Here is a 16,343-nt window from a genome sequence, read left to right as displayed (position 1 = left end):
ATCGTAATCCCGCGTTAAGATGAACATATCACCTGATCCAGGATAGGAGGAGACCCGCGCAATGGCACCGACCTCATACCAAGCTCCGATGCGGGGCGACAAGGAGGACAAGCACACATACAGCCAGTCCGCCGAGTCAAACCTGTCGCATTCGCAGACAACAGTGGCCAAGCTGCTGGAGGGCAAGGGCGATGCCATCTTTGCGGTGCGCCCCAATGACACCATCGGCCATGTGGTTGATGTGCTGAAGGAAAAGCATATCGGCGCGCTGGTGGTCACCGACCAGAACGGCGACCTGCAGGGCATCCTGTCGGAACGCGACATCGTGCGGCGGATGGCGGAAACCCCCGGCCACACCCTGCCGCAGGAAGTTTCAGCCCTGATGACCACAGCCGTCAAATCCTGCACCCCGGATGATTATCTGCATGACGTGCTGAAAACCATGAGCGAAGGCCGCTTCCGGCACATGCCGGTGCTGAAGGACGGCAAGCTGGCCGGCATGATCACCGTGGGCGACGTGGTGAACTACCGCCTGAAGGAGCTGGAGTATGAAACCCTGCGCATGAAGCAGATGATCGTCGGCTAAGGTTCTTGCCGGCGGCGTGTCACGGAAATGGCCCGCCGCCGGCTTTCTGCAGCGTATCCAGAAACACCTGCAGATCCTCCGCATCGGCCAGCGCCTCTGTATGGCGCTTGATCGCGGGGCCGTATATCCCCCACATCTGCCGCCGCAATGCCGCACCGTCGCTGGTCAGAAACAGCACCTTGCCGCGCCGGTCGTGTTCATAGACCGTTTCGCGCACCAGCCCCTGCTTGGCCATCTGCGCCAGAATGCGTGACAGGTTGGACTGTTCGAACAGCAGATTTCTGGTCAGCTCAAAGGCACGGACGCCGCCCGCCCCTGCCATCTCAATGCCCCACAGCACATCATACCACCGCAGGCCAGGCAGCCCGGCGGCGCGCAGCTCCGCCTCGATCTCCCGGTGTGCCTGGCGGTAAGCCCGGTTCAGCAGGATCCAGATTGCGGTTTCCCGTTTGCTTGGCGTCATGTGCAATCACGAATTGGTGAACGGAGCAGGTGGCGGGCGTATTGCATTTGGCTGCAGCAGAATAGATGCCATACCATCTATAGGGGGTTCAGCGCGAACAATGAACCCTGGAATCCAATACCGCCCCAAGGACAAATCCAGACAGGGATACCGCCATGTTGATCAAGATTGCACCGCTTGCCGCCGCCGCACTGCTGGCCGCACCCGCCGCCTTTGCAACCACCTATAAGACCGACCAGGGCCATACCGAGGTTAAGTTCAGCTGGAGCCACGCCGGTGTTTCGGTCCAAAGCGGTGAATTCACCCAGGCCGAGGGCACGCTGGATATCGACCCCGAAAACCCCGAAGCCGCCTCGCTGAATGTCACTATCAAGGCGGACAGCCTGGCAACCGGCTTTGGCCCGCTGGACGATCACATTTCCAGCGCCGATTTCCTCGAAGTTGCGACCTATCCCGAGATCACCTTTGTCAGCACCGGGGTGGAAAAGACCGGCGACAACACTGCCAATGTCACCGGCGACCTGACCATCCACGGCACCACCAAACCGGTTGTGCTGGAAACCAGCATGACCCATTTCGGACCGCATCCGCTGGGCGGCGCGATTGAATACTACCAGGGCGATTGGGCCGCGTTTGAGGCCAGCACAACCATCGACCATCAGGCGTTCGGCGTCGGCGGTTTCTCAACGGGGCCGATCACCATCAGCATCGTCACCGAGATGAGAGCACAGTAACCACCGCACGGGAGGGGCGCGGCGGGCGCACGCATGGCCCGGCTTCCCCGGAACCTTTCGGCAGAACAAAAAGCCCCGGATGTTTCCATCCGGGGCTTCGTTTTTGGCTTGCGTCTCCGGCTCAACCGCCGAAGTCGTCCAGCATGATGTCCTCGCGGTCCACGCCCAGATCCAGCAGCATGTTGATCACCGACTGGTTCATGATCGGCGGGCCGCACATGTAGAATTCGCAGTCTTCCGGCGCCGGGTGGTTCTTGAGGTATTCCTCAAACAGCACGTTATGGATAAAGCCGGTGTAGCCTTTCCAATCGTCCTCGGGCTGCGCGTCGGACAGGGCCACGTGCCAGTCGAAATTGTCGAACTCCTTGGCCAGGCTGTCAAAATCCTCGACAAAGAACATCTCTTTCTTCGAGCGCGCACCATACCAGAAGCTGATCTTACGGTCGCGGTTCTGCAGGCGCTTCAGCTGGTCGAAGATGTGGGAGCGCATCGGCGCCATGCCGGCACCGCCGCCGATGAAGACCATTTCCTTCTGGGTGTCGCGGGCAAAGAACTCGCCGAACGGACCCGAGATTGTGACTTCATCCCCCGGCTTCAGATTGAAGATGTAGGACGACATCATACCGGCCGGGATACCTTCGGAGCCCGGCGGCGGCGAGGCGACACGGACGTTCAGCATGATGATGCCCTTTTCGTCCGGGTAGTTCGCCATCGAATAGGCGCGCTCGACCGGTTCAGCCACTTGCGATTTGTACTGCCACAGATTGAAGCGGTCCCAATCCTCGCGGTACTCCTCCTGAATGTCAAAGTCGGTATAGGCCAGCTGGTGTGCAGGCGCCTCGATCTGGATGTAGCCGCCGGCGCGGAAGTTCACATCCTCGCCTTCGGGCAGTTCCAGAACCAGCGCCTTGATAAATGTCGCCACGTTGTCGTTCGAGCGCACCTTGCAGCGCCATTTCTTGACCCCGAAGACCTCTTCCGGGACTTCGACTTCCATGTCCTGCTTGACCGCAACCTGACAGGACAGACGGTCGCCGCAGCCCGCTTCGCGCTTGGTGATGTGGCTTTCCTCGGTCGGCAGGATCGAGCCGCCGCCGGAATGCACCCGCACGCGGCACTGCGCACAGGTACCGCCGCCGCCGCAGGCGGAGGGGACGAACAGTTTCTCTGCCGCCAGCGTTTGCAGCAGCTTGCCGCCCGCAGGCACCGAGATGGTTTTTTCACCGTTAATGGTGATATTGACGTTGCCGGTCGAGACCAGGCGGGAGCGGGCGACCAGGATGATGGTCACCAGCGCCAGCACGATCACCGTGAACAGGGCTACGCCGAGCGTGAAAGTTTCCATGTTTCCGCGCTCTCCTTACAGTTTGACGCCGCTGAAGGACATGAAGGCCATCGCCATCAGACCTGCGGTGATAAAGGTGATGCCCAGGCCCTGCAGACCGTCCGGCACGTCGGAATACTTCAGCTTCTCGCGCACGCCCGCCATCGCGGTGATCGCCAGCGCCCAGCCAAAGCCCGAAGACAGACCATAGGTGGTTGCCTCGGCAAAGTTGTAATCGCGTTCCACCATGAACAACGAACCGCCAAGGATCGCACAGTTCACCGTGATCAGCGGCAGGAAGATCCCCAGCGCGTTGTAAAGCGGCGGAAAATACTTATCCAGGATCATCTCCAGGATCTGCACCATCGCCGCAATCACGCCAATGTACGAGATCAGACCAAGGAAGGTCAGATCCACATCCGGGAAACCCGCCCAGGCCAGCGCGCCGGGTTTCAGCAGGTAGGTCAGCAGCAGGTTGTTGGCCGGCACGGTGATGGCCTGCACCACCATGACCGAAATCCCCAGCCCCAGCGCAGTCGAGATCTTTTTCGACACCGCGATGAAAGTACACATGCCCAGGAAGAAGGACAGCGCCAGGTTCTCAACAAAGATGGCCTTGACGGCGAGTGAAATCAGCCCTTCCATCAGTGCGCCTCCACGGATTGGATTTTATATTCACGCTCTTCCACCTGGTTCGGTTTCCAGGTGCGGAACCCCCAGATCAGCAGGCCGATAACAAAGAACGCCGAGGGCGGCAGCAGCAACAGGCCGTTCGGCACATACCAGCCGCCGTTGTTCACGGTCTCCAGGATGGTGATGCCGAACAGCGAACCGGAGCCGAACAGCTCGCGGATCACGCCGACCAGCATCAGGATCAGACCATAGCCCAGACCGTTGCCGATGCCGTCGATAAAGGACGCGACCGGCGGGTTCTTCATGGCAAAGGCCTCGGCGCGGCCCATCACGATACAGTTGGTGATAATCAGGCCCACGAAAACCGACAGGGTTTTCGAAATCTCAAAGGCATAGGCCTTGAGCACCTGATCCACCAGGATCACCAGCGAGGCGATGATCACCATCTGCACGATGATCCGGATCGAACCGGGGATCTGATTGCGCAGGATCGAGATGAACATCGACGAGAACGCGGTCACAAAAGTCACCGCCAGGGTCATCACAAACGCCACCTGCAGCGACGACGTCACAGCCAGCGCCGAGCAGATGCCCAGAACCTGCAGCGTGATCGGGTTGTTGTCGACCAATGGGTCGACCAGCATTTCCTTCTTGGTCTGCGCCATCAGAACTCTCCCGCTTGCAGGGCGGTCAGGAAGGGTGCGTAGCCCTCTTCGCCCATCCAGAATTTCACCAGATTGTCCACGCCGACAGAGGTCAGCGTCGCACCGGCCAGCGCATCGATATGGTGCTCCGGCCCGGCCGGGCCTTGCGCCTTGGCAACGGTGATCTGCAATTCGCCATCTGCGTCATGCAGCTTCTTGCCGCTCCACAGGGACTTCCAGCGCGGGTTGTCCACCTCGGCGCCCAGGCCCGGGGTTTCACCGTGCTGGTAGAACTGCAGGCCGAAAATATCGTTGCCGTTCTCCTCGACCGCAATGAAGCCATAAAGAGTGGACCACAAACCATAGCCGTGGATCGGCAGGATCACCTTGTCCAGCGCGCCTGCTTCGTCGCGCAGCAGATAAACGGTCTTGTAGCGCGACTGGCGGCCGATGCCCGCCGGATCATTGTCCAGCGCGCGGCTCAGCTCAGGATCCTGCGCAGCAGCCAGACCGTCAAAACTTGCGGCGTCGAACTGATCGGTGAACGCACCGGTCTGCAGATCCAGCACCTGCGGTTCGAAGGCGGCAAAGGCTTCGGCAACATCTGTGCCGGGCTCATAGAGGCCCGCCACCTGCAGCACGTTCAGCTGCTTGTCGCGTTTGCGGTTGGTTTCCTGCACCGGGCGCAGGGACACGGCGGCGGAGGACACGATCATCGAGGCCACCAGGCAGACGGCAACAGCGATGAACACGGTCTTGCCAACCGAATCCGGCGATGCGGCGAGGAAGCGGCCGATCAGGCCTTTGCTTTGGGTATCAGCCATGGCGGCGCGCCCTCCGTTTGATGTTGGCCTGCACGACAAAGTAGTCGATCAGCGGTGCAAAAACGTTGCCGAACAGGATCGCCAGCATCATGCCTTCGGGGAAGGCCGGGTTCAGCACCCGGATCAGCACCGCCATCACCCCGATGAGGGCGCCATAGATGTAGCGGCCCGCGTTGGTGTGGGAGGCCGACACAGGTTCCGTCACCATGAACACCAGACCGAACGCATAGCCGCCCAGCACCAGGTGCCAGTACCACGGCATCCCAAACATCGGGTTTGTGTCGGAACCAATGACGTTCAACAGCAGCGAAAACGCAATCATGCCGCCCAGGCAGCCCGCGATCAGGCGCCAGTTGGCAATTTTGGTGAACAGCAGGAAGGCCAGACCGATGGCACAGGCCAGCGTCGAGGTTTCGCCAAAGCTGCCCTGAATGGTGCCATAAAAGGCGTCCGACCATTCGATGCCCTTGGCCGCCAGCGCCTGCACACCTTCGGCAGCGGAGACCCCCAGCGCAGTCGCGCCCGAGAAACCGTCAACCGGGGTCCAGACACTATCGCCCGACATATTGGCCGGATAGGCGAAATACAGAAACGCACGGCCCGTCAGTGCCGGGTTCAGGAAGTTCTTGCCGGTGCCGCCAAAGACTTCCTTGCCAATGACCACGCCGAAGATAATGCCAAGCGCGACCTGCCACAGCGGCGCCGAGGCCGGCATGATCAGGGTGTAGAGCATCGAGGTCACAAGGAAACCCTCGTTCACCTCATGGCCCCGCACGGTGGCAAAGATCACCTCGAAAATGCCGCCTGCAACCAGCGTCACGATGTAGATCGGCAGGAAATACAGGAACCCGTGGGCGATATTGGCCATCGGGTTGGCTGCATCCAGCGAAATGCCGAACATCTGCAGGATGGCAATCCGCCAGCCGGTCGCGGTATCCGCACCCAGCGCGGCAATGGCCGAATTCGCCTGATAACCGGTGTTCCACATGCCCCACAGAATGCAGGGGATGGTGGCGATCACCACATAGGTCATGATCCGCTTCATATCGACATATGAACGCGCATGCGGCGCGGCGGTGGTCACGGTTTTCGGGGTATAAAGGAAGCTCTCCACCATCTCATAGACGGGGAAGAGTTTCTCGTATCTGCCGCCCTTTTCAAAGTGCGGCTCGATCCTGTCAAAGAAGCTGCGCAATCCCATCCGGCTCAGCCCTCCTTTTCAATCTTGGCGAGGCAGTCGCGCAGCGCTTGCCCGTATTCATATTTGGCCGGGCAGGCAAAACCGACGAGGCCCATGTCCTCTTCGTCCAGCTCCAGCGCACCCAGCGCCTGTGCGGTATCGGTGTCCATCACCAGCAGCGCGCGCAGCAATTGCGTCGGCAGGTAATCCTGCGGCATCAGCTGCTCGAACGTGCCGGTGGGCACCATCGCCCGGCGGCCGCCGTTGAGGTTGCTGGTCAGGCTGAACAGCTTGCGGGTCAGGGCAGAGCCCAGCACCGGCTGCACCGCGTATTTGCTGCCCATCGGGCGGATCCAGCCCAGCGGGATCTGCTTGCGGTCTTCCTCGATGATCGCGACCTGGCGCGCGAAGCGGCCCAAATAGGCAAACGAACCTGATGCCTGACGGCCCGACAGGATCGATCCGGAAATCACCCGCACCGGGCCGTCCGCAGCAATCTCGCCGCGGGTCAGTTCATCGGTAGAGGCGCCCGCAACAGTGCGGACCAGCCGCGGGGAACGCGCAGCAGGGCCGGCCAGCGCAACAACAACAGAGGGATCCAGATGACCGGTCTGCAGCAAGCGGCCAATCGCGATCACGTCCTGATAGGAAATGGTCCAGACTTCGTCGTCACCCTTCACCGGATGCAGGAAGTGGATGTGGGTGCCGGCCAGACCGCTGGGATGCGGGCCGGAGAACGCGGCGGCCTCGACACCGGCAACATCGGTGCCCGGAATGCTATCGCCTGCCTTCTGGCACAGGAAGGTGGTGCCGTCGGTCAGCAGGGTCAGCGCCTTAAGGCCGGTCTCGAACGCCTCAGCCGCGTCATTGATGATCACCGCGGCATCAGCGGCCAGCGGCTCGCTGTCCGTCGCGGTCACAAAGATCGCAGCAGGTTTGGAGCCCGGCAGCGGCATTTTGGAATAGGGACGGGTGCGGAACGAAGTCCAGAGGCCCGCAGCGCAGAGCTTTTCGGTCAGCCCCTCAGCGGTATCGGCATTGCCGGTTGCGGAGAAATCGACACCTTTGTCCTCGGCATCGGAAACCGCGATCACCACGCTTTCCAGCACCCGGCGCGCACCGCGGTTGATCGCCACGACCTTGCCGGTCATCGGCGCCACCATCATCGCAGCCTCGGTATCCTTGTGGCAGAACAGCGGAGTTCCGCGCTGGACCTCCTCGCCTTCCTGCACCAGCATACGCGGTTTCAGGCCCAGATAATCGGGGCCCAGAACCGCCACCGAAGTGATGGCCGGGCCGGGGTGAATGGTCTGTTCCGGCGCGCCTGTCACCGGCAGATCCAGCCCCTTCCTCAAGTTAAATGTCTTCATATTTGCGCTACGTCCTTGTGAGGCCGATTCCCGTGGCGGTACTTATCTGTTTCCGGCGGCGGAGACAAAGAAAACGCAAGTTACGGTCGCTTTTGACTCTTCACCAGCCGGGTCCGGCCCTGTTTGATTGCGCCTCTCGAATCAAATTTGCCGCCGAATGGCAAGGCCAGCGCCCTGCCTCTGCACCAGATTCCTCCGTGATCGCAGCTTCTAAGCCAGAATGCCGCATCCCTAGCCTGCCAATACGTCAGATGCGCCACCCGGAAGCGGCAATCGCGCACCCTGCCTGTGGACAAAACACCCCGGCCAAGCAGGGCTTGCCGGGGCGGTTCAATGTGGTGGCGCTAACGTCTGCGGCAGCCTGCATGTGATTCGCGACAGGCCTGCGGATTTTGCGCTGACCTCACGCGTCCCAGACCATCTCCGGCGCGCCCATCAGATCACGGTCCACGGTGATCCCCAGCCCCGGCGCATCCGGCACCAGCACGCCGCCATCCTGTACCGGCGCGTCGAATTCAGCGGTTTTCAGCGTCACCATATCGCGGCAGTCCAGAATGCAGCGGAGGCTGCGCTCCGGCACCGTGGCGCCCAGATGGGCGATAGCGGAAAACGCCACGGCCGAACCCACAGTATCCTGCACGCTGACCGTGGCACCCGCAGCCAGGCACATATCCCGGTGCCGCCGCCCATGGGTCAGCCCGCCCGCCTTGGAGATCTTGAGGCCGATGCCGTCGGCCACATCCTCCGCCAGCATCAGCGCGATATCCTCATCTTGCTGCACCAGCTCGTCCAGGATGATCGGCACCGCGCAGCGCTTGCGCAGCGACATGGTCTCACGCCAGGTCCTGCAGGGCGCTTCCAACACAAAGTCCAGCCCCTCGGGCAGCATCCGCAGCATCCGCAGCGCGGCCTCCACCGTCAGCCCGCCATTGGCATCAACCAGAAAGAACTCGCCCGGCTGCCGGTCGGCCAAGGACTCGCGGATGCGCTCGGCATCCAGCGCCGGGCCGCCCTCGCTGTCCAGCGCGCCGACCTTGACCGAATGCCCCAGATAGCCCATCTCGCGGTGCTGCGCGACGCGGGCGCGCATATCCCCAGGACTGCCTGCATAGATCGAAGAGATCACCGGCAGGCGTTTGCCCGTTGCGCCGCCCAGCAGTTCGCAGACCGGCATGTTCACCGATTTTCCGAACAGGTCCCAGCAGGCCAGATCAATGGCGGATTTGGCGTGGTTGTGGCCCAGCAACGCCGTGTCCATCGCGTCATTAATGCGGTCCATCTGCCGCGGATCGCGGCCCAGAAGATAGGGCGCAATTTCGGCAATCCCCGCCCGCGCGCCCAAGGCGTGTGCAGCGATATAGGTGGCGCCAAACGGGGTGCTCTCGCCCCAGCCCTCCAGCCCGGTATCGGTGGTGATGCGCACAAATGACGCATCAAAGCTGCGGTATTCACGCCCGCCCGACAGGACATAGACGCCGCCGGAATAGGGCAGGTCCAGCTGGTACAGTTCGATCTTCTTGATCTTCACGCCTCGGCCTCCGGGATCATCAGCACCAGTTTTCCTGCGTGCTTCTTGCTCAGGAAATCCTCCTGCGCAGCGGCGATCTCGCTCAGCGGATAGGTCGCGGCCACCAGCGGGCGGATCTCCCCGGCCTCGATATAGGAGATCAGATTGGCGAACACCTCGTCCTCCTGAAAGGTGCAGCCCATCAGGGTCAGGTCCTTGAGGTAGAGCGTGCGCACGTCGATCTCGCTGATCGGCCCGGCGATGGCGCCGGCGGTGGCATAACGCCCGCCGCGCCGTAAAACGTCCAGAAAAGAGGGCCATTGTTCACCAGCCACCAGATCCACAACCACGTCGATCGATCCCTCGCCCAGTTCGCTGCGCAGATCGGCGTTGCGGTCGATCACCCGGTCGGCGCCAAGTGCTAGAACCTCATCCGCCTTGGCGGCAGAGGACAGTGCAATCACCGTCGCACCCCGGCGTTTCGCCAGTTGCACGGCGGCAGAGCCAACACCGCCCGACGCGCCGGAGATCAGCACCGTCTCGGCGCCCAGGCCCACCCGGTGCAGCATATTCTCGGCCGTGGAGTAGGCGCAGGGGATCGAGGCCAGCTCGGCATCCGACCAGTCGCAGTTCACCGCATGGGTTTCGCGTGCCGGCGCCACCGCGAACTGGGCAAAACCGCCGTCGCATTCGCTGCCGAAGGTCCAGCATTCATAGGGGCGGTAGCCCACGTAAGAACGCAGCATGTTGCGCACAAGCACTCGCTCGCCGATGCGGGACGGGTCAACCCCCTCCCCCACCGCCGCGATATGGCCGCAAGCGTCAGCTCCCTGGATGCGCGGGAATTCCAGCGGCTTGCCGGACCAGCTGGCGTCGTCGTCATCGACGCTGTCAAACCCGGTTGCGCCGCCCGCATTGGTGTCCGCATCCACCGCCTTGGAGTACCAGCCGATACGGGTATTGATGTCGGTGTTGTTGATGCCTGCGGCTGCAACGCGGATCAGCACTTCGCCAGGTCCCGGCTGCGGCACGTCAACGTCGGTGCGATAGTCAAGTTTGTCGATACCGCCGTGACCGGTCAGCAGAACTGCCGCCATTTTGCTGGGGATCATGAGTGTCTCTCCCTTTGGAATAAATTGGCCGGCCCTCCCCTGCCGGCCAAAACAGGCCGCTGTCCCCGCGGGGACCGCAGCCTGAAACTGTGTCAGAGCGCGAGCGGATGCGCCCGGCCCCGCTCCGCCAGACGGCGGTTCAGCTCCTTGGCCTCCGGCTGGCCCGCTTCCAGCGCAAAGACAAAGGCATGGGTCAGATAGAAGCAAGCCGCATCGATGTTGCCCGCCGCCTCGGCCCTGTCACCGGCTAGCGTATACAGCTGAACCAGCGCCGCGTTGTCCTTGTCTTCATGCGCTTTCAGCAAGGCGCGGTCGAGTTCTGCGCGCTCCATCCCTCAGCCCTTCAGCGAGATCGCGATGTTCTTGGTGCGCACATAATTATAGAGCGCCTCCAGTCCCTTTTCGCGGCCAAAGCCCGATTTGCCGACCCCGCCGAAGGGGGTGGAGATGCCGCCCGCGAACCATTCGTTCACAAACACCTGCCCGGCACGCAGCCGGTTCGCCACCCGGTGCGCCCGCGCCAGATCGCGGGTGAAGACGCCGGCCACCAGCCCGAACTCGGTGCCGTTGGCCATGGCGATGGCTTCGGCTTCGGTGTCAAACGGGGTGAAACAGGTGACGGGGCCGAATATCTCCTCCTGCGCGACACGGGATGCGGGATCCACGTCGGCCAGAATGGTGGGCGCCATGAAATAGCCCTCACGCTCCAGCCGCGCCCCGCCCGAAGCCGCGCGCGCGCCGCTTTGGCGGGCGGTTGCCACCAGGGTTTCGATACCGTCCAGCTGCCGCGCCGAGATCACCGGGGTGAGGCCTGGGTTTTCCAGCCCGTGGCCGACGCTGAGGCCGTTGGCCAGCGCCGCGGCGCGCTCAACCGCTTCCTCGTAGATCGAGCGATGCACCAGCACCCGCGACATGGCGGAGCAAACCTGACCGGCGTTATAGAAGATGCCGCTTTGCAAAGAAGACATCAGCGTGTCGAGATTGGTGTCCTCAAATGCCACCGCGGCGGATTTGCCGCCCAGCTCCATCAGTGCGGGCGTTACCGGATTGGCCGCCGCGCGCAGGATCGCCTGGCCGGTCGGGACCGAGCCGGTGAAGACGATCTGATCCACGGCGGAGCTTTCCACCAGCCGCGCGCCGAGATCCGAACCGATGCCGTTCAAAATCGAGACTGTCCCCGCGGGGACATCGGCGCGTTCCAGGGCGACGCCCAGCATCGCCAGCGCCATCGGGTCCAGCTCCGGCGATTTGATGATCACCGAGTTGCCCGCCGCCATCGCAGGCGCCAAGGAGCGTGCCGCAATCGACACCGGGAAGTTCCACGGCACGATCTGGGCCGAGACGCCGAAAGGCTCATAGACCGTAAAGTCAGCATAATCGGGGCCAAGCGGGATCGACTTGCCTTCGATCTTGTCGGCCATGCCGCCGTAGTATTCGAAATACTGTGCAGCCTCTTCGAATTCATCATGGGCGGCGCTGAGGCTTTTGCCGCTTTCCCGGCACAGCAGGTCTGCGCCTTCGTCCGCAATGGTGCGGATTTCAACTGCGATGCGCTGCATCAGCTGGCCGCGTTTGGCGGGCTGCATACCCGCCAGATCACCGCGTTCGAAACTCGCGCGGGCCGATTCAAGCGCGCGGGCCAGGCTCTCCTCGCCGGCCAGCGCGCAATCCGCCACGTGTTCCGCATTGCCAGGATCTTCGACCGCCATGCGTTTGCCGCCGTCGCCTTCGACCCATTTGCCGGCCAGGAAGTTCCTGGCCAGCCCGTCGTTCAGGAACGCACTCATGCCGCGCGGCCCTTGGTCACCTGATCGGCCACCCAGGCGTGGAAGTTATGGGTCGGCCCGTCCATTGCAGGAGAGAAGCGCCCGCCGTCGAACAGCTCGCCATGGCGGCCCTTCTGCATGCCCTCGACGACAAAGACGTCTTCCTCGAACACGGTTTTCCACAGCTTGGCGTTCTCATCGCGCAGTTGCTCCAGGTCCGGCGTGTCGTCGGCGGATTTGGCGTAATACAGCTCGATATGCTCAACCGTGTTTCCGGTGTCGACCGGCTCAAGGATGATCGCAAAGGCATGGTCACGCTGCACACCCAGCAGCACGTTCGGGTAGACAGCCACGTATTCGCCGCCCTCGTCCCACTTGCTGCTGAGACCCTCGAAATCCGGGAACATTTTGCCGTCGTCGCCCTTCATCTGGCGATAAACCAGGGTTCCCTGGCCCGAGTAGTGGCCCGGCACCTCGATATTGTAGTGGTCTTCCAGGCGGGAATAGCTGTTCAGGCCCGGATGCACCCACGGCAGGTGGTAGCTTTCGCAGTAATTCTCGACCGCCAGTTTCCAGTTGGTTTTGACCTCCAGCTGAAAGCCCGAGCCTTCACCGCCGTGATGCACCGGCTGTTCGAATTCCTTCCAGCGTTCCAGCAGCCCTGCGTGGGCGTCTTCAAACGCGGGCGCGTTGCCGTCAACATTGGCAAAGATCACGTCGCGCCAGACATAGGAGCGGATGCGGACCAGGCCCAGCTCGTCCAGCTTGATGTCTTCATGCTTGTTGTTGCCGGGGCCGCCCACATGCGGGGTCGAGACCAGGCGCCCGTTCAAGCCATAGCACCAGCTGTGATAGGGGCAGCGGATGGCGCCGCGGATCTTGCCGGGTTTTTCGACCAGGATCATGCCGCGGTGGCGGCAGGTGTTCTGAAAGACGCCGACGGCGCCATCGGTGTCGCGCACGATCAGCAGCGGCATCCCAAGGAAATCCACCGGCTTCGCGTACCCCGGTTCCGGCACATCCTTGCCAAAGCCGATGCCCGACCAGTTGGCAAACAGCACCGAGCGTTTCTCTTCGGCAAAGACGGCGGGGTCGATGTAATGGGCGTTCGGCAGGCCGTTGGCCACGTTGACCGGAGCCATCACCGGGGCAAGCGTGTCATGCTTGTTCATCTGGGTCTCTCCAAACCTGGGTAAAGATGTGCGCGTTGTGCGCCATTGAACGGAGAGAGCGGATTCACTCAATATCAGAAATCTTCGCGCTGGCCTTAGCTGGATTCACCTGAGCCTTGACCCAGCTCGCCGATCACCCAATTGCGAAGCAACCGGGCGGATTCCGACAGGTCTGCGTCCGGCCTGCCCACCAGATGGAACCCGTGAGGCGCTGCCAGCACATGCGGCCCGATCGGCACCAGCTGGCCCGCGGTCAGCAAGGGGTTCAGCAGCCGCTGCCACCCCAGCGCCAGCCCGGCCCCGTCCTGTGCTGCCTGCAACGCGACGGAATAATTGTTGACCCGCACGCCCGGCGCGATGGGACCGTCATAGCCCTGCTGCTGGAACCAGTCGGCCCAGGTGGTCCAGCTTTTGTCATCCGATTCCAGATGCAGCAGCCGCTGCTGCGCCAGCTCCTCCAATGGGCAGCCGGTGAGCTTTGCGGCGAGTTCCGCATTGCCGACCGGCACCAGATGGTCACGGTACAGTTCGGTCTGCTGCAGCCGGGTATCGCGCTCGCGCCCGTAGCGAATGTAGAAATCCACGTCGGGCATGCTGCGCAACGGCCGGTCGTTGACGATCTGATTGACGTTCACATCCGGATGCCGGCGCCAGAACCGCACCACTGAGGGCGACAGCCACAGCGAGGCCACAGCAGAGGTGGAGCCGATGGTCACGGTGTCGCCGGTATGACGGTCGCGGATGGTTTTCAGGCTCAGCGAGATTTTGGAAAAAGACGTCGCCAGCGTATCAAACAGCGCCTCGCCCTCCTCGGTCAGCTCCACACCGCGGTGTTTGCGCTGGAACAGCGGCACCTGCAGCTCGGCCTCCAGCGCCTTTACCTGATGGCTGACGGCACCGGGGGTAACGGACAGCTCCTGCGCGGCATTCTTGAAGCTAAGGTGCCGGGCGGCGGCCTCAAACGCGGCCAGGGTGGTGAGTGGCGGCAGGCTGTAATGGCGACGGGACATCTGCGGCTCCTGGCAGCTGGCTGGGATGAGTGGTCTTCATTTCAGTACGGGAAATGCAGCTTTGAAGGCCAGAGAGGAAATTGCAACCGCACGCCGTTTCCGGCACCTCTAGTCGATCCGGCCGCGTTGCAGCATCGGCGTCACGTTGAAGGCGGCCTTGTACACCCGCGAGAAATGACCCGGGCTGTCAAACCCGCAGGACAGCGCAACCTCGGTCACCGAGGCCTCGGTCTGGATCAGCAGGTTGCGGGCGCGCTCCAGCCGCATTTCCATCGAGTATTTCTTGGGCGAGGTGTTCAGGTATTTGCCGAACAGCCGCTCCAGCTGACGGGTCGAGATCCCGATATCCTCGGCGATCAGCGCCGGCGAGATGGGATCGCTGATATGGTCGTGCATCATTTGGATCGCCCGCGCCAGATGCCGGTTGCGCATCCCGTTGCGCGATTGCAGCGAGACTTTCTGTTCAGCCGTGGCGTTGCGCACCGCGTTATAGACCATCTGATCCGCCACCGCGACCGCCAGGTCATAGCCGTGATCGCGCTCAATCAGATGCAGCATCAGATCCGCTGTGGCGGTGCCGCCGGAGGCCGTCATGTGCTTTTCATCGGCCACAAAGACGCTGCGCACCAGGTTCACCTCCGGGAAACCCTCCATAAAGCTGTCATGGTATTCCCAATGGATCGCCGCCTGCATGCCATTCAGGAACCCGGCCTCGGCCAGCACCCAGGCGCCTGAACACAAGGCGCCGATCCGCGTGCCCCGCGCCCGTTCGCGCCGCAGCGCCGCCAGCAGCGGCCGGGTCACATGGTTGCGCATGTGGATCCCGGACAGGGCAAACAGCTGATCGCATTTCGGGATCGCGTCAAACCCGTAATGCACCAGCGTCACCGAGCCGTTGGAGCAGGTCGCGGTCTCGCCGTTTTCCGAACCGAACGACCAGTCATACAAGTCCTGACCGCTGACCAGATTGGCGATGCGCAGGGGTTCCACCGCGCAGGAAAAAGCGAGATGCGAGAATTCCTCGACCAGAAGAAAGGCAAAATGCTGAGTTTTGGACATGGTGAGACCGCCTGACAAGAAACGCATGGGGCGGCCCCGTGGAGCACAGCCCTGCGGTCCGGGCAGGCTACGCCCCCTGCCCCCTTTGCCGCAAGCCGCTGCACAGCGCAAAACGCCCGCAAACTGCACACATCATATTTTTTCTTTGTACACAATATGTATTTTTTCTGTACAGATCACGTATAGCCATGCCATAGAGACCGCGACCCGAAGAATCCCATCCGCATCAGCGGCAGGAGAAAGACCCATGAAAGACGCCTCCAAGACCCGTAAGGCAGAGCTGTACAGCCGCCTCAAGGCGGCCATCATGACGCTGGAGCTGCGCCCCGGCGCCGATCTGGACGAGGCGAAACTGTCCGAGGACACCGGCCTGTCGCGCACCCCCTTGCGCGAAGTGCTGCGCCAGCTGGCAGGCGAAGGATATGTGGATCTGCGCGAAAACCGCGGTGCGCGGGTCAGCGAGATGTCGCATATGACCCTGCGCGATTTCTTCCTGGCGGCGCCGATGATCTACGGCGCGGTGCTGCAGCTGGCGGCGAAACACGCAACACCCGCACAGATCGCGGTGCTGAAAGCGGCGCAAGAGGACTTCAAAGCCGCCCTGCGCAGCGGTTCCAGCGCTGAGCGGGCGATGGCCAACAACCGCTTTCACGACATCACCGGCGAAATGGCGGACAACATCTACCTGCTGCCCTCCTTTCAGCGGCTGCTGATCGACCATGCCCGCATCTCGATGACCTTCTACCGGCCGCAAAGCACCGAGATGGCCGAAAACGTCTCAGAGGCCAGCGCCCAGCACGATGCCATCATCGCCGCCATCGAGACTGGCGACGAGGCCGCGGCGGCGCAGCTGGCGATTGATCACTGGAACCTGTCACGCGACCGGATCGAACTGTTTGTCATGCCTGCGGGGCTTGATGTGCCGCTTGGCACGGTAACCCGCAAAACCCCTGCATAGA

17 protein-coding genes are annotated in these 16,343 nt (G+C 62.4%); 3 read left to right on the top strand and 14 right to left on the bottom strand.

Going from position 1 to position 16,343, the window contains the following annotated elements:
- Positions 1-61: 61 nt before the first annotated feature.
- A complete protein-coding gene (locus A2I95_RS14670) occupies positions 62-586 on the top strand; it encodes a CBS domain-containing protein (RefSeq protein ID WP_291730613.1) in 525 nt (174 codons plus the stop codon).
- 19 nt (positions 587-605) lie between these two features.
- On the opposite strand, the gene A2I95_RS14665 is transcribed toward A2I95_RS14670, so the two are convergent.
- Positions 606-1,049 carry a MarR family winged helix-turn-helix transcriptional regulator gene (locus A2I95_RS14665; RefSeq protein ID WP_291730612.1) on the bottom strand — a complete coding sequence of 148 codons (444 nt, stop codon included), beginning with the start codon at positions 1,047-1,049 and terminating at the stop codon, positions 606-608.
- A 155-nt stretch (positions 1,050-1,204) separates the two neighbouring features.
- Here A2I95_RS14665 and A2I95_RS14660 point away from each other — a divergent pair, with 155 nt between their 5' ends.
- A complete protein-coding gene (locus A2I95_RS14660) occupies positions 1,205-1,783 on the top strand; it encodes a YceI family protein (RefSeq protein ID WP_291730611.1) in 579 nt (192 codons plus the stop codon).
- A 121-nt stretch (positions 1,784-1,904) separates the two neighbouring features.
- Here A2I95_RS14660 and nqrF read toward each other — a convergent pair whose 3' ends face one another.
- The 13 genes from nqrF to A2I95_RS14595 all read right to left on the bottom strand — a co-directional run bounded on the left by nqrF (position 1,905) and on the right by A2I95_RS14595 (position 15,384).
- Entirely contained in the window at positions 1,905-3,128 is a 1,224-nt protein-coding gene (gene nqrF / locus A2I95_RS14655; RefSeq protein ID WP_291730608.1) for an NADH:ubiquinone reductase (Na(+)-transporting) subunit F, read from the bottom strand.
- A 15-nt stretch (positions 3,129-3,143) separates the two neighbouring features.
- On the bottom strand, positions 3,144-3,752 hold the full coding sequence (nqrE, locus tag A2I95_RS14650; protein ID WP_058284773.1) for an NADH:ubiquinone reductase (Na(+)-transporting) subunit E: 609 nt from the start codon (positions 3,750-3,752) through the stop codon (positions 3,144-3,146).
- Positions 3,752-4,405: an NADH:ubiquinone reductase (Na(+)-transporting) subunit D gene (locus A2I95_RS14645; protein ID WP_291730606.1), complete on the bottom strand. Its 654-nt coding sequence runs from the start codon at positions 4,403-4,405 to the stop codon at positions 3,752-3,754. Before A2I95_RS14645 ends, nqrE begins: the two co-directional genes overlap by 1 nt.
- Positions 4,405-5,208, bottom strand: coding sequence for a Na(+)-translocating NADH-quinone reductase subunit C (locus A2I95_RS14640; protein ID WP_291730605.1), 804 nt, complete (start codon positions 5,206-5,208; stop codon positions 4,405-4,407). The genes A2I95_RS14645 and A2I95_RS14640 overlap by 1 nt, the downstream gene beginning before the upstream one ends.
- Complete coding sequence (locus A2I95_RS14635) at positions 5,201-6,409, bottom strand: NADH:ubiquinone reductase (Na(+)-transporting) subunit B (RefSeq protein ID WP_291730604.1); 1,209 nt, start codon at positions 6,407-6,409, stop codon at positions 5,201-5,203. The genes A2I95_RS14640 and A2I95_RS14635 overlap by 8 nt, the downstream gene beginning before the upstream one ends.
- Positions 6,410-6,414: 5 nt before the next feature.
- Positions 6,415-7,758, bottom strand: coding sequence for a Na(+)-translocating NADH-quinone reductase subunit A (locus A2I95_RS14630; RefSeq protein ID WP_291730603.1), 1,344 nt, complete (start codon positions 7,756-7,758; stop codon positions 6,415-6,417).
- 403 nt (positions 7,759-8,161) lie between these two features.
- Positions 8,162-9,286: a mandelate racemase/muconate lactonizing enzyme family protein gene (locus A2I95_RS14625; RefSeq protein ID WP_291730602.1), complete on the bottom strand. Its 1,125-nt coding sequence runs from the start codon at positions 9,284-9,286 to the stop codon at positions 8,162-8,164.
- Positions 9,283-10,377, bottom strand: coding sequence for an alcohol dehydrogenase family protein (locus A2I95_RS14620; protein WP_291730601.1), 1,095 nt, complete (start codon positions 10,375-10,377; stop codon positions 9,283-9,285). The genes A2I95_RS14625 and A2I95_RS14620 overlap by 4 nt, the downstream gene beginning before the upstream one ends.
- A gap of 92 nt (positions 10,378-10,469) precedes the next feature.
- Positions 10,470-10,709: a hypothetical protein gene (locus tag A2I95_RS14615; RefSeq protein WP_291730600.1), complete on the bottom strand. Its 240-nt coding sequence runs from the start codon at positions 10,707-10,709 to the stop codon at positions 10,470-10,472.
- A 3-nt stretch (positions 10,710-10,712) separates the two neighbouring features.
- Entirely contained in the window at positions 10,713-12,164 is a 1,452-nt protein-coding gene (locus A2I95_RS14610) for an aldehyde dehydrogenase family protein (RefSeq protein WP_291730599.1), read from the bottom strand.
- Positions 12,161-13,315, bottom strand: coding sequence for an aromatic ring-hydroxylating dioxygenase subunit alpha (locus A2I95_RS14605; RefSeq protein WP_291730598.1), 1,155 nt, complete (start codon positions 13,313-13,315; stop codon positions 12,161-12,163). Before A2I95_RS14605 ends, A2I95_RS14610 begins: the two co-directional genes overlap by 4 nt.
- Before the next feature lie 95 nt (positions 13,316-13,410).
- Positions 13,411-14,325, bottom strand: a complete 915-nt coding sequence (locus tag A2I95_RS14600) for a LysR substrate-binding domain-containing protein (RefSeq protein ID WP_291730597.1) — start codon at positions 14,323-14,325, stop codon at positions 13,411-13,413.
- 108 nt (positions 14,326-14,433) lie between these two features.
- Positions 14,434-15,384, bottom strand: a complete 951-nt coding sequence (locus A2I95_RS14595; protein WP_291730595.1) for a GlxA family transcriptional regulator — start codon at positions 15,382-15,384, stop codon at positions 14,434-14,436.
- 247 nt (positions 15,385-15,631) lie between these two features.
- On the opposite strand from A2I95_RS14595, the gene A2I95_RS14590 reads away from it, so the two are divergent.
- On the top strand, positions 15,632-16,342 hold the full coding sequence (locus A2I95_RS14590) for a GntR family transcriptional regulator (protein ID WP_291730594.1): 711 nt from the start codon (positions 15,632-15,634) through the stop codon (positions 16,340-16,342).
- Position 16,343: the final 1 nt, after the last annotated feature.

It is taken from the genome of Leisingera sp. F5 (genome assembly GCF_001593695.1).
This window is presented reverse-complemented; position numbering and strand designations above follow the sequence as displayed.